This is a genomic window from Sorangium sp. So ce363 (assembly GCF_051520435.1).
Taxonomy (GTDB): domain Bacteria; phylum Myxococcota_A; class Polyangia; order Polyangiales; family Polyangiaceae; genus Sorangium; species Sorangium cellulosum_B.
On record NZ_CP150333.1, the window covers coordinates 11,692,945 to 11,706,315 of the forward strand.

Below are 13,371 nucleotides of genomic sequence, written 5' to 3' on the forward strand. Positions count from 1 at the left end.
CGAGGACGGCGCCGCAGATCCCCCAGCGCGCCCTCGCCGCGGCCTCCACCCCGGTCGAGCTCCGCCTCTCACGGAGGTGCGGCGTCCCGCGCTGCTGCGCGCAGCACCCCGCGAGCGCGACCCGATCGCCCTTCATTTGCCGCTGATGAACTCATAAGCACCGATGTCCCAGCCGGGCCCCTGGGGCCGAGCGACCCCGTCCAGATCGATGAGCACAGGGACGGCCGTTCCGCTGTCGATGGCCGGGGATCCTTGCCTCAGGTGGAAATCGGCGACGTTCGGGTTTTCGAAGAGCTCCGTCGGAGAGGCGATCAGCGAGTTCCTGTCGTAGCCGAGGCTCTGCCACGTGCTCAGGTTGATTATCGATCTGCCGCCGTTCGCGCTGAAGCGGTCCACGACGACGTTGTAGTCGCTCTCGAAGCCTTCGATGTCGGGCTGGTAGATCAGGATGGAGCCCCTGTCGGTCCGCGGTGTGTAGAGGATGTTGTTCTTGATCTTGTTGCCGACCGGATCGGAGATGTTGCCCCTCGAGCGCGGCATGTTGAACACCCAGCGGCTGCCTTCCGCCATCACGATCGTGTTGTTGTAAACCTGGTTGCGGCTCGACCCCTCCGACCCGTCTATCGCATAGAGCGAGATGCCGCTCGCGTGGTTCTCGTAGAGCAGATTGTTCCTGAACATGCTGTCGCTGACCCCATCGCAGTTGATCGCCGAGGCCCCGGCCATGCCGTTTTCCCAGATCTCGTTCTGCTCGACGGTGGCGCCGGTGATGACGCCGTCGCCCGGCGTGAACCTCCTGTCGCCGTTCATGTGAACGCCAGCGGACGCGTTGTGATGGAGGAGGTTGCCGCGGATCAGGGGGCGATCTCCGCTGTTGCTGGTGTACACCCCATGCTCGCCGTTGAAGGCGGATTCGTTGTACTCGATCACCGCATCGTCGCTGAACGCGGTAAATATGCCCGTCCGGCCGTTGTTGTGGACATAGCAGTACCTGACGGTGATGTCGCTTGTGCCGCGTAGATCGACGCCGGATCTGGGCGCGCCCGTCAGCTCGAAGCCCTCGATGATCCAATGGCTCACCGTGCCGCCAAAGAGCTCGACTTCGATGTGGCTTTCGTGTCTGTTCGCAGTCCCCAGCTCAACGATCGTGACGCCGGGCTCGGCCCTCAGGGTCTTTCTCCCTGCGCCCGGCGCCCCCGACTCCCCGATGCGACAGCCCTGACAGAGCCCGGGGCGCACGATGATCGTGTCGCCGTCATTGATGTTGTTGACGGCGAATTGAAGCGTCTGCCATGGGTCGTCCACTCCGCCCTCCCCGGCGTCATCGCCGAGCTCGCAGTCGACATAGTAAGTTGCCGCGAGGGCGCCCCTCTGAACCAGGAACGCTGTAGTCAATGTCAGCAAGAGGATCGTTGGTTTCATCCTGGTGCTCCTCTCTGTGCTGGAGATCGAAGCCGCCGTTCGAGGCGTGAGCTGACGTCTCCGCGAGTGGATAAGTGTTCGCCTTCGGCGCTATCCAGCGTCGAGGGATACGGCGAGTCGGGCCGCAATGATGGAATCCGGAAAAGGCGTCGGCAATCCAAATTCGCGAATTTCGTCGCGTGACTGATCGTCGATGACAGAGCGGCTTCGGCGCTCAACTCATGATCTCATCGCAGGCGCCGGCGCACGTCCCAGACCGACGATCGGCGCTACGTGGTGGACGTGATCCCAGGCGCCAGCGTGGGTGGTTGGGATGTTCCAAAACCGAGTGAAGCGGTTGGGTTTGTTGGCTTTGTCGGTGGCTCAGCGGATCACGCTCTGGGTGTCATGCCGACCGCCGGCCGTCGGTCGAAGATTGTTTTGACCGATCGGAAACGCTCTGCGCCGGCCTTCCTCGAGCGTGCTCGACGAATCGATCGCCATCGAGCATGGCGAAGCGCTGGCCCCCTGCTCCCGGTCATGTGCGCCCAGGAGGGAGGCACGTTTCAGCGGTCGCCGTCGAACCAGGCCCGTCAGCCCGCCGCGCCGAGCCCAGGCGCCGCGCCGAGCGCCGGACGCAGCAGGCGGATGAGCGAGCTCCACCGTCACGTCGCGACGCCCGTCGTCGCCCGCGTGCTGTAGCCTGGGGGCGAGGAGCCCCATGATCCTCGAGACCTTCCACTACGATCGGGACACCAAGAAGTGGTCCGTGCGGGTGCTGCCGGTGCTCGACAGCGAGCGGACGCTGGTGCTGGCGTTCGGGGCGCCGGAGCTCCTCGACGACCCCGGGGCGATCCGCGAGCTGCGGCGGGCGTACCCGCGGTCGCACATGGTGGGGTGCTCGAGCGCGGGCGAGATCGCGGGCACGTCGGTGCGCGACGGGACGCTGACGGTGGCGGTGGCGCGGTTCGAGCGGACGACGCTCGCGACGGCGCAGGTGGAGGTGGCGAGCGCGTCTGCGTCGTTCGCCGCGGGGCAGGCGCTGGCGCGCAAGCTGGAGCGGCCGGGGCTGCGCGGGGTGCTCGTGCTGTCGGAGGGGCTCGGGGTGAACGGCAGCCAGCTGGTGCGCGGGCTGAACGCGGTGCTGCCGGAGTCGGTGGTGGTGACCGGGGGCCTGTCCGGGGACGGGACGCAGTTCAAGCGGACGTGGGTGTGCGCGGGGGACGTGGTGCGCAGCGGGCTCGTGGCGGCCGTGGGGCTGTACGGCGAGCACGTGGTGATCCAGCACGGGTCCAAGGGGGGCTGGGACAAGTTCGGGCCGGAGCGCGTGGTGACGCGCTCGGAGGGCAACGTGCTGTACGAGGTCGACGGCCGCCCGGCGCTCGCGCTGTACAAGGAGTACCTCGGGGACAAGGCGGCGGAGCTGCCGGCGTCGGCGCTCCTGTTCCCGCTGGCGTTGCGCGCGACGGCGCAGGACGAGAAGGCGCTGGTGCGGACGGTGCTGGCGGTGGACCACGACGCGCAGTCGCTGACGTTCGCGGGGGACGTGCCGAGAGGGCACCTGGTGCAGCTGATGAAGGCGGACTTCGAGCGGCTGATCGGGGGCGCGGAGCTGGCGGCGAGGGCGGCGAGCGAGGCGGGAAGGGCGGGCGGGGACAGCGCGCTGGCGATCGCGATCAGCTGCGTGGGGCGCCGGATCGTGCTGGGCGACCGGACCGAGGAAGAGGTCGAGGCGGTGCTGGACGTGCTGCCGAAGGGCACGCAGGTGACAGGGTTCTACTCGTACGGGGAGATCTCGCCGTACGCGACCGGCCACTGCGACCTGCACAACCAGACCATGACGATCACGGTCCTCTCCGAGGCGCCCACGCCGCTCGCCAGGAGCGAAGGCCCGGGGGAGCGAAGGCCGCGCGCCGCGAAGCGCGCGCCGGCCGTGGCGGCGCGCGTCGTCGCGCAGCCGGCCGGCGGGATGGCGGAGTTCGAGGAGCTCGAGATCGCGTCGGACTCGACCTTCACGTCCGAGACCTCCTTCGACGCGCCGGCGTCGGCGTCGAGCGCGACGCCGGGGCCGTCGCCGCTGTCGCCGGGGCGCGAGGGCGAGGAGCCGCGGCCGACCATCCGGGTGCCGCCGAACGGCCGCAGGGCGTCGCGCCCGCAAAGCGCCGAGCCCGCCTCGGGGCCGGTCTCGTCGGGGCACAGCCCCACCACCGTGGATCGGCCGCCGCCCGCCGCTTGGGCGCACCGCGCCGCGCCGACGCGGAGCGTGCCGCCCGCCGGCGCCGCCGGCCGCCTCGACAGCCTCGCGTTCGATCGGCGCACGATCGGCGACGTCCTCGTCGTCCGGCTCGCCGGGCGCATGACCGAGGCGTTCAAGGGGGCGGCGCTCGCGCGGGAGCTCGAGGGCAAGGTCCTGCTCGACCTCGCCGGCGTCGAGCGGATCACGTCGTTCGGCGTCCGCGAGTGGCTCCAGATGATCCATGCGGCCCAGCCGCGCCTCCGCGCCCTCTACCTCGCGCGTTGCTCCGAGCCGGTCATCAACCAGCTCAGCATGATCCGGCGGTTCGCCGGCAACGGGCGGGTCGTCTCGTTCTATGCGCCGTACTGCTGCGAGTCGTGCGGCGCCCAGTTCGAGCGCCTCGTCGACTGCGTCCACGACGCGGCCTCGCTCGCCGAGGGCAAGCCGCCCGACGCGGTGTGCCCCCGCTGCGACGGCGCCGGCGCCTTCGACGACGACGCGGAGACGTATTTCGGGTTCGTCGCCCAGCACGGCGCCGGCGCGATCCCGCCGGAGGTGCGCGAGATCCTCCACGAGCTCGAGAGGGCCGACGAGCCCGCCGTCGGCGACGTGGTGGAGAAGTCCGTCGAGGGGCGCGTCACCCGCTTCAAGGTGGGCAGCAAGCTGACCGCGACGATCCGCTGGAGCCGCATCATCGACGGCCTCGAGGGCCAGGTCGTCTTCGATCTGAGCAACGTCCCCGCGGTCACCGCCGACGGCGCGGCGCGCTTCGAGTCGGCGCTCCGCAAGCTCGACGGCGCCGTCGAGGCGATCCGCATCGAGGGCTGTCCCCGGCTGCTCGCCGAGCGCACGGCGGGCCCCTCGTGGCCCGAGCTCGCGCGGATCGAGTCCGCGGTCGTCGAGGGCCGCTGCGCGTCCTGCAGCGCGACCCGGACGGTGCTCGTCGAGGTCGATCGGCACGCCCCCCTGCTCCGCGGCGGCCAGGACCCGAGCGTCACCTGCAAGCGCTGCAACACGCCGCTCGCCTTCGACGGCTCCCGCTCGCTGCTCTACGTCCTCGGCGCCCACGCGACGCGCGCCCCCTCGGTCCCGCCGCCGCCCGCCCTGCCTGCGGCGAGCTCGCAGCAGCAGCCGGCCGCGGCGCCCCAGTCGCAGCAGCACGGCGCGGGCGCCGCCGCGCCGCAGCAGCGCGGCGCGGGCGGCAACGCGGCGTTCCTCGCGCTGCTCGGCGGGGTGGCGCTCGCGGCCGCCGGCTTCGCGGCGTGGCGCGGCGGCGTCGGCCCCGCCGCGCCAGGGGCCTCGGCGGCGCCCGCTGCTCCGGCAGCGCCCGCGGCCTCGGCGGCCCCAGCGGCCTCGGCGGCGCCCGCGGGGGAGGCGCGCGCGCCGGCGCCGCCCGCGAGCGGCCCCGGCACGGCGGGCTGGTCGGTCATGGACGACCTCCCGCCCGCGTGGGTGGAGCGGCCGTTCGTCGTCGAGGGCGAGAGCGTGCTCGTCGTCGGTCGCGGCGGCCCCGCGGCCAGCGAGTCGGGCGCGCTCGCGGCGGCGCGCAACGGCGCGATCGAGCGCCTCACGTCCGGCCTCGCCGCGGAGCTCGCGGGCTCTCCCGCGGCCGAGCTCCTCGTCGCGCAGCCGCCGGCCGAGGCCAGGGCGGCGCAGCGCGCGGAGATCGTCGAGCGCATCGCCGGGCGCTTCCTCGCGCAGGTCGGCGCGTTCGCGACGCCCGAGCGCGTGGACGCCGTCGTGCGGCGGGAAGGCGACGGCGTGCTCGCCTTTGCGCGGTACAGGCTGTCCCGGCAGAGCTTCGACGCGGCCGCGGAGCTCTACCGCCAGACGGCCACGTTCCAGGGGCTCACCGTGGCGCGCTTCTTCCCGCAGCTCGAGGCGCGGGTACGCACCTCCGGCGAGCTCGTCGTCGTCGCGGCGGAGCGCTCGCAGCGCGGCGCGGATCCAGGGATCGTCGCGGGGGACATCGTACTCTCGGTCAACGATCGCCCCGTCCATTCGGTCGAGATCTTCGGGAAGGCCGCGGCGGACGCGTGGGCGCGCGCGCCGGCCGGTGGTACGATGACCCTCCAGATCGAGTCGCGCGGTGAGCGCCGCAGCGTGAGCTTCGCGAAATCCCAGGCCGAAGGCCCTCGATGAGCACCATGACCGCCCGCCGCGCTCCTGGAGAAGTGACGCCGCCGGCCCGAGCGATGGAGGCGGTCGAATGACCGAGCGCCACGCCGCCGGCCCCATGAGCGTCGGCTCGCGCCACCCCACCACGCTCGGCAGGTACAGCCTGATCAAGAAGATCGGGATGGGCGGCATGGCCGAGATCTGGGTGGCCTCCGTCGCGGGCATCTCGGGCGTGAGGAAGATCTGCGTGGTCAAGCGCATCCTCCCGCACCTCGTCGACAGCCCCGAGTTCGTGCGGATGTTCCTCGACGAGGCGCGCATCGCCGCCACCCTGGACCACCCCAACCTCGTCCAGATGTACGACATCGAGGACGTCGACGGCGTGCCGGTCATCGCGATGGAGTACCTCCACGGCGAGGATCTCAGGACCGTCCGGAAGTCGCTCCGGTCGGCGAACCGGCGGATGCCGATCGAGCACGCGATCACCATCGCGGCGGGCATCGCGGCGGGGCTCCACTACGCGCACGAGAAGGTCGGCTTCGACGGCAAGCCGCTCGACATCGTCCACCGCGACGTGTCCCCGCACAACGTGATCGTCACCTACGACGGGGCCGTGAAGATCCTCGACTTCGGGATCGCGAAGGCGGCGAACCGCGTCAACGAGACGCGCGACGGCGCGCTCAAGGGCAAGGTCCCGTACATGTCGCCCGAGCAGTGCACGAGCGAGCACCTCGATCGCCGGAGCGACATCTACTCGGTCGGCCTCTTGCTCTACGAGATGTCGACGGGGAGCCGGATGTTCCGGCGCGGCGCCACCGAGTTCGAGCTGATGCGGGCGATCGTCGAGGACCCCGTGCTGCCGCCGAGCGAGGTCTGCGCCGACTACCCGCCGGGGCTGGAGCGCATCCTGCTCAAGTGCCTGGAGCGGGATCGGGAGAAGCGGTACGCGACCGCGAGGGATCTCCAGATCGACCTCGAGGCGTTCGCCCGGGAGGAGCGGCTCGCCACCTCGGCGCTCGCCCTGTCGTCGTTCATGTCGGAGCTGTTCGGCCAGCGCGTGGAGGTGTGGCGGGGCGCGCTCGCCTCGGGGGCGGACCTCGAATCGCACATCGTCGAGAAGCAGGAGGCGATACAGAACGAGGACTCCTTCGCGGGCGCGCTCGACGCCGTGGGCGGGGCGCCGCAGGCCGCCGAGACCGGCCGCCCCGGCGGGGTCGCCACGAAGCTTTCGGCGCCGCTCTTCGCGGCGTCGCGGCCCGACGCCGCGGGGGATCTGGACACGCCGCCGCGATCCAGGAGGCTCCCCGCGCTGTCGCTCGCGGACGCCGGCCCCGGGGCGGAGCCCGAGGGGGCGCACGGGCACGGGCCGCGGGCCCTCACGGTGACCAAGCGGAGGCTGGGCAGCCTGCTGATCGTCTCGCTGTCGGGGCGGATGACCGAGGAGCTCCAGGGCCTCGCGGTCGCGCGCGGCATCTCCGGCCGCGTGCTCTTCGATCTGGGCGGGGTGCAGCGGGTCACGTCGTTCGGCGTGCGCGAGTGGATGGCGATGCTGGCCGAGGTGTCGCGGAGCGCGTCCGAGATCTACATCGGCCGCTGCACCGAGCCGATCGTGAACCAGATCAGCATGATCCGCCGCTTCTTCGGGGACGGGCGCGTCGTGTCGTTCTACGGCCCGTACCGGTGCGAGCGCTGCGGCGCCGCCTTCGATCGGCTGTTCGACTGCGACAGGGACGCGCACCTCGTCAGGACGCACGAGCCGCCCGCGAGCCCCTGCCCGCGCTGCGGCGCGGCGGCGGTGTTCGACGACGACGCCGAGAGCTACTTCGCGTTCGCGGCGAGCCAAGCGGGGATCGAACTGCCGGCGGACGTGCGGGCGGCGCTCGACGAGCTCGCGCGGCTCGACGCGGGGACCCACGAGGCGATCGAGAAGACGGTCGACGAGCGCGGGACGCGCATCCGCGTGCGCTGCAAGCTCGACGCGCACGTGCGGTGGAAGCGCGCGCTCGACGGGATCGAGGGGGCGCTGGTGCTCGATCTCGCGGGCGCGGCGGGGGTGACGTCCGAGGGCGCGAGGGCGCTCGCGCTGTCGCTCCGCGCGCTGGGCGGCGAGGTGACGTCGATCCAGATCGAGGGCTGTCCCGTGGTGCTGCTCGAGCACCTCGCCTCCGAGAGCCCCCCGCTGCGAGCGGAGGTGGTCTCGGCGATCGTCGAGGGCACCTGCGAGCGGTGCAACGCGCCCCGGCAGACGCTGCTCGACGTGAACGAGGCCGCGCACGCCGCCCGCGAGGACCGGGAGCCGTACGTGCCGTGCAAGCGGTGCAACGCGCCGCTCGCGTTCCCGTGGCTCCGGCCGGCGCTGAGGCGCCTCGGCGCCGCGCCGGAGCCGACGCCCACGCTCGCCGGAGCGCCCGAGCCGGCGACGAAGCGCTCTGCCGCGGGGGGGCACGTGACGACGGCGGGGGCGGGCGCAGGGGCAGGGGCGCCCGCAGGCGCAGCGGCGCCGGCGGGCGCGGGCGCGGGCGCAGCGGCGCCGGCGGGGGCGTCTCCGCCTGCCGCGGCCGTCTCGGCGGCCCGTGGCTCCAGCTCGCGCGGGGTGCTCGCGGCGTTCGCGGCGGGAGCGCTGCTCGTCCTCGCCGTGGCCTTCGCCTACCAGGGCCGGGGACGCCCGCGCACCGCCGCCGGGGCGGACCCGCCGCCCGCGCCGAGCTCGGGGTGGCGCGCGGCGCCGCCGGCCGAGGAGAGCCCTCCGTGGATGGACCGGCCGTTCACCGCCGAGGGCGACGCGATCTTCGTGGTCGGCGAGGGCTCGGGCGCCAGCCGAGAGGCGGCGCTCGCGGTCGCGCGCGCCGACGCGATCTCCCGGCTCGCGAGCAACGTCGTGCCGGCGCTCGCGGGGTCGCAGGCCTACGGCTTCATCCAGGCGCACGGCGGCGGCGCGCGCCGCGCCGGCATGGCGGAGGCCGAGGCGAGCCGCTACCTGAAGCAGGTCGGCGCGTTCGCCACCCCCGAGCGCGTCGACGCGCGCTTCCAGGAGCGCGGCGGCGCGGTGGCGGCCGTCGCGCGCTACCGCATGCGCAAGGAGAGCTTCGACGCGGCCGTGCAGAGCTACCGGAGGACGGTCAGCGCGCTCGGGCTGACCGCGGCGCCCCTCTTTCCGCTGCTCGAAGGCGCGCTGAAGACGAGCGGAGACGCCGTCGTGGTCGCCGTGGAAGACCGCGGCCCCGCCGCGGCCGCGGGCGTCCGCGTCGGCGACGCGGTGGTCGCGATCAATGGCCGGCCGCTCGTCAGCTTTGAAGCGATGCGTCATGCGCTGCCGAGCGCGCAGGAGGGCGCCACCCTCGAGCTCACGCTCGAGTCGGGCGGCGCGCGGCGGACGATCGTGATCAAGAGGCCGAGCGGGGCGCGGGAAGGGGGCTGAGCCAGGGCGGGCCGCGCCGCCGTGGTGCGCTCCCGCGAGCGGCGCGGCGCGCGGTGAGGGCGTCCGCGACATCGCGCCGCGCCGGCACGCGAACGCCGCGCCGGCCAGCAGAGGGGCAGAGGAGCGTCGCTTCCTCGGCATCGGCTGTCCGGCCGGCGATCGCCTGCGCTATGCTGGCTGCCGCGGCGCGGCGCTCTCGGTCGGAGGTTTCGAACATGCGCGGCCTGGAAGAGATCGAAGGGCTGGAGGCCGGAACCCTGATCGCCGGCAAGTACCGCGTGGACCGGCTGCTCGACAAGGGCGCGATGGGCGCCGTCGTCGCCGCGACCCACGTCGATCTCGACGAGCTCCGGGCGATCAAGGTGCTGCTGCCGGCGACCGCGGCCGATCCGGAGATGTGCGGGCGCTTCCTGCAGGAGGCGCGGATCGCGTCGCGGCTCAGGAGCGAGCACGCGGTCAAGGTGCACGACGTCGGGCGGCTCGAGAACGGGCTGCCGTACATGGTGATGGAGTTCCTCGACGGCCGCGATCTCCGGGTCATCCGCAAGCAGCGGGGCCCGCTGCCGGTGGAGGAGGCGACGCTCTACGTCATCCAGGCGTGCGACGCGCTCGCGGAGGCGCACGCGCTCGGGCTTGTGCACCGCGACGTGAAGCCGGCCAACCTCTTCCTGACGCACACGCGCGAGGGGACGCCGTGCATCAAGGTGCTCGACTTCGGCGTCTCCAAGGTGTCGCAGGCGGCGCTCCTCGGCGTCGCCGAGATGCGGACGAGCACCGGCCAGATGCTGGGGACGCCCCACTACATGCCCCCCGAGCAGATGCGCGGGCAGCGCGACGTCGACGCGCGCGCGGACATCTGGGCGGTCGGGTCGCTCCTCTACGTGCTGCTCACCGGCCGGTATCCCATGCACGCGCGCTCCGTCCAGACGGTCTCGCTCGTGCTCGGGGGCAAGTTCGTGCCGCAGCTGCCGTCGAAGGTCGTCCGCGGGCTCTCGCCGGACATCGATCCGATCATCATGCGGTGCCTCGAGCGGGATCGCGACAGGCGCTGGCCCGACCTGGCGGAGCTCACGCTGGCGCTCCGCCCGTTCGCGCCGCTCGCAGCGCAGCCGCTCGTCGATCGCATCCAGCGCATCCTGCGCGGGGGCCTGCGCGACTCGCTGTCCGGGGCGCGCCCCGGCGTGGACGGCGTCGACGCGGGGGAGCGCGGCTCGATCCCCACCACCATGGGCTCCGGCCCATCCACCGGCGGCATGGCGATCGAGCTTCGCCCGGAGCTGCCACCTCCCGTGTTCCCCGCGGCTCCCGAGGAGGCGGATCCGGTGGAGCGGAGCGAGGCCATCACGGTGTCGGACCGCTCGCGCGCCCGGGAGGAGACCGACCTGGTGGAGCGGAGCGAGGCCATCACGGTGTCGGACCGCTCGCGCGCCCCGGCGGAGGCGGATCCGGTGGAGCGGAGCGAGGCCGTCACGGTCTCGGAGCGCCCTCGCGCCCGGGCGGAGGCCAGCCCTGCGGAGCGGAGCGAGGCGGCGACGGTCTCGGGCCGCCCGCGCGCCCCTGCGGAGGCGGATCCGGTGGAGCGGAGCGAGGCCGTCGCGGTCCCGGACCACGCGGGCGTCCGGGCGGAGGCCGGCCCTGCGGAGCGGAGCGAGGTGGCGACCGGCTCGGACCGGCCGCAGCCCCGGGTGGAAGCCGGCCGTGTCGGGCTCGGCGCGGCCGGTTCAGCTCCGGAGAGGGCGCGCGTCGAGGAGGACGCCGACGAGACGACGCTCGCGGACACGCTCCGGCGGCTGCGCTCGCCCTTCAGGGCGGGCTTCGTCCTGGCGGCGGTGGCGGCGGCGATCGTCGTCGCGCTGCTGGCCAGCGGAACGCGGCCCGAGGAGCGGCCCGCGAGCGGGAGCCTCCCGAGCCCGGGCTCGCCCCCGGGGGGAAAGGGCGTTCCGGTCAGCGCTCCGCCCCGGTGACACCGGAGAGGGAGACTCCCGCCCTGCGGGCGCTCGGGGAGAGGCCCTCTCGGGACAGGCGGTGAGGTGGAGTCGACGTGTCGTGAGCGCGGAGCGGCGGGCCGCGCCGCGCGCGCGTCACTTGCCCTGCGAGATGACGCCGCAACCGATGCGGCCACCGGCGTTTCCGGCGGGCTGGCCGCCGTCATCCGCCTTCTCGTGGACGATGATGGCGCGGCCGAGGAAGGTGTTCGGAGCGCCCTGCTTGAGATTCGCGCCCGCGGCGAGGATCTCATGGGTGCCGGTCCCATCGGCCTTGACCTCGATATTGCCGAGATCGCCGAGGTGGCGAGCCGCGGCGTCGGGGAGGCCGTGCGGGTGGTTCTCGGGGTTGTAGTGCGCGCCCGCGCTCTTCGCGTCCGGCGCGCTGCAATCGCCGGTCTCGTGCACGTGGACGGCGATCTTGCCCTTGGGAGCGCCCGAGACCTGGACGGCGACCTTCACGCCGCCCTCGACCTCGGTGAAGGTCGCCGTGCCCTTGAGCTTCGACTTGGTCCGCGCCTCGATGGGCACCGAGACGCTCACCGGCGGTGCAGGCGGCGCGGCCGGCGGCGCAGCGGCCTCCGGCGCCGCGGCGCCGGCCGGCGGGCTGGACTCGGGCGCCGCGGCCGCGGGCGCCGCGGGCGTCTCCGGCGCAGGCTGCGGCTGGGCGGGGACGTCGGGGACCGCAGGGGCCGGCTCGGGCGCGCCGCCACAAGCGGTGGCGCCCAGGACGAACGAGGCGAGCAGCGAGAGACGATAGGCCGGTTTCATCACAGCGGAGACCTCCAGGTTCGCGAGGCGTTGGACCTCCGCCGTCTCGTAGAGCGGTCCTGGCGAGCGATCAATCGGCGACCCCGACATTCGTCAGGTGCGCCGGCTTGAGGCGCGCCGGCGCGCGGTCTGCGCCGCTCGCGCCGGCCCCGGCGCCGTGGGCAGCGCGCGCCCGACCCCTGGAAAGGGATCAGCGAGGCGCGGAGTCCGCCGCCGCGCCTCGCCGAGCTCAGCGGCGCGCGCTCACTGCGCGGGCGGGCAGCCGATGGGCCCGGTGCCGATCACGACGTCATCGATCCACATCGAGCGGGCGGAATCCGCCTGATAGGACTCCCAGCCGAGGCCGATGCTGTCGAACGCCGGCGCCTTCCACGTGTAGTTCGCCTCGTTGTTGGCGCAGCCCTGGCCCGTCCCGGACACCTTGAGATCGGCCAGCTCCTCGCCATTGAGCCAGAAGCGCATCTCGTTCTTCGGCCCGTCGAAGCTGAACTCGACGCAGGTCCATGCGCCGGTCGGGACCACGGTCGTCTCCTCCGCGTGGTGCCAGCAGTCCGACTGCGGGCCGGTCTTCGGGTCGCTCCAGTACCCGGGCGTATCGTAGTTCGCCATGAGCTGGCTGCCCGCCGTGACCGGGTGCTGCCCGCCGTAGCGATACTGTGCCGCGTAGGGCATTCCCTCGAAATCGCTGCCAGGAATGGTCCCTGAACCGTCGATGATGGTCCAGTGCACATCCCCCGTCGGCGCAGCCTCGAGGAAGAACATCATGCGACCATGGATGACGTTCGCCTCGGTGGGCAGGGCGTCGGCGTCCGTGAACTTGATCATGGCCGACTTGTAGTTGCTGTCTCCCGTGCTCGCGGGCGTGGTCACCTTGATGGACTTGGCGCCGCTGTAATGCTTCGTCGTGTCGACCGACACGGTGGAGCCCGCCATGGCCGTGTAGACCGTCCACGCGCCCAGCTTCTCGCCGTTCGCGCCCTGGCCCTCGTACGACTCGAAGTCGTCGCAGAGCAGCGCCGCGCAGGCCGAGCCGCCGCCGTTCCCCCCGCCCTCGCCGGCGCCGCCGCCGCCCGTGGCGCCGCTGCTGGTGGTGGCGCCGCCGCCCTCGCCAGCGCCGCCGCCGCCGGTGGCGCCGCCGCTGGTGGCGCCGCCGCCCGTGCCGGTGGTCGAGGACGACGCCGACGTCGTGCCACCATCGTCATCCGAGCACGCAGTCGCGCCCGCCGCAAAGGTCGCGAGCAGGCCAAGCAAAGTAACGCTAACTCGAAGCTTCATGTTCGTTTCCATCCTCCGCGGCGACTATTGCACGAGGTCATCGCGTGGTTCAAGAACGAACGTTTTCGGCGGATCGCACGATCCAGGCGCTCGAACTCGAATGGCCCCGGCGGTGCGGGGCAACACGATCAGGCCCGGGAGCAGCCTTGAACAGCCAGCCTATCGGG

At 72.9% G+C, this 13,371-nt stretch carries 6 protein-coding genes; 3 read left to right on the forward strand and 3 right to left on the reverse strand.

Annotation, left to right across the window (positions count from 1 at the left end; translation table 11 throughout):
- Positions 1–132: 132 nt before the first annotated feature.
- Positions 133–1,422, reverse strand: coding sequence for a right-handed parallel beta-helix repeat-containing protein (locus WMF12_RS44030; protein ID WP_437854676.1), 1,290 nt, complete (start codon positions 1,420–1,422; stop codon positions 133–135).
- Positions 1,423–2,122: 700 nt separating this feature from the next.
- Between WMF12_RS44030 and WMF12_RS44035 the strand changes: the two genes are divergently transcribed.
- The 3 genes from WMF12_RS44035 (at position 2,123) to WMF12_RS44045 (ending at position 11,137) form a co-directional block, all read left to right on the forward strand.
- On the forward strand, positions 2,123–5,779 hold the full coding sequence (locus WMF12_RS44035; RefSeq protein WP_437854677.1) for an FIST N-terminal domain-containing protein: 3,657 nt from the start codon (positions 2,123–2,125) through the stop codon (positions 5,777–5,779).
- Positions 5,780–5,846: 67 nt separating this feature from the next.
- Positions 5,847–9,173, forward strand: a complete 3,327-nt coding sequence (locus tag WMF12_RS44040; protein ID WP_437854678.1) for a protein kinase domain-containing protein — start codon at positions 5,847–5,849, stop codon at positions 9,171–9,173.
- A 215-nt stretch (positions 9,174–9,388) separates the two neighbouring features.
- Positions 9,389–11,137, forward strand: coding sequence for a protein kinase domain-containing protein (locus tag WMF12_RS44045; RefSeq protein WP_437854679.1), 1,749 nt, complete (start codon positions 9,389–9,391; stop codon positions 11,135–11,137).
- Between the two features lie 117 nt (positions 11,138–11,254).
- Here the strand turns inward: WMF12_RS44045 and WMF12_RS44050 are convergent, their stop codons facing one another.
- Positions 11,255–11,929, reverse strand: coding sequence for a superoxide dismutase family protein (locus WMF12_RS44050; protein ID WP_437854680.1), 675 nt, complete (start codon positions 11,927–11,929; stop codon positions 11,255–11,257).
- Between the two features lie 243 nt (positions 11,930–12,172).
- On the reverse strand, positions 12,173–13,204 hold the full coding sequence (locus WMF12_RS44055) for a hypothetical protein (RefSeq protein WP_437854681.1): 1,032 nt from the start codon (positions 13,202–13,204) through the stop codon (positions 12,173–12,175).
- Positions 13,205–13,371: the final 167 nt, after the last annotated feature.

What these genes read in the sequence shown, in the direction of transcription:
- WMF12_RS44030 (WP_437854676.1), bottom strand. Translation starts at nt 1,422, where the DNA reads ATGAAACCAACGATCCTCTTGCTGACATTGACTACAGCGTTCCTGGTT.
- WMF12_RS44035 (WP_437854677.1), top strand. Translation starts at nt 2,123, where the DNA reads ATGATCCTCGAGACCTTCCACTACGATCGGGACACCAAGAAGTGGTCC.
- WMF12_RS44040 (WP_437854678.1), top strand. Translation starts at nt 5,847, where the DNA reads ATGACCGAGCGCCACGCCGCCGGCCCCATGAGCGTCGGCTCGCGCCAC.
- WMF12_RS44045 (WP_437854679.1), top strand. Translation starts at nt 9,389, where the DNA reads ATGCGCGGCCTGGAAGAGATCGAAGGGCTGGAGGCCGGAACCCTGATC.
- WMF12_RS44050 (WP_437854680.1), bottom strand. Translation starts at nt 11,929, where the DNA reads ATGAAACCGGCCTATCGTCTCTCGCTGCTCGCCTCGTTCGTCCTGGGC.
- WMF12_RS44055 (WP_437854681.1), bottom strand. Translation starts at nt 13,204, where the DNA reads ATGAAGCTTCGAGTTAGCGTTACTTTGCTTGGCCTGCTCGCGACCTTT.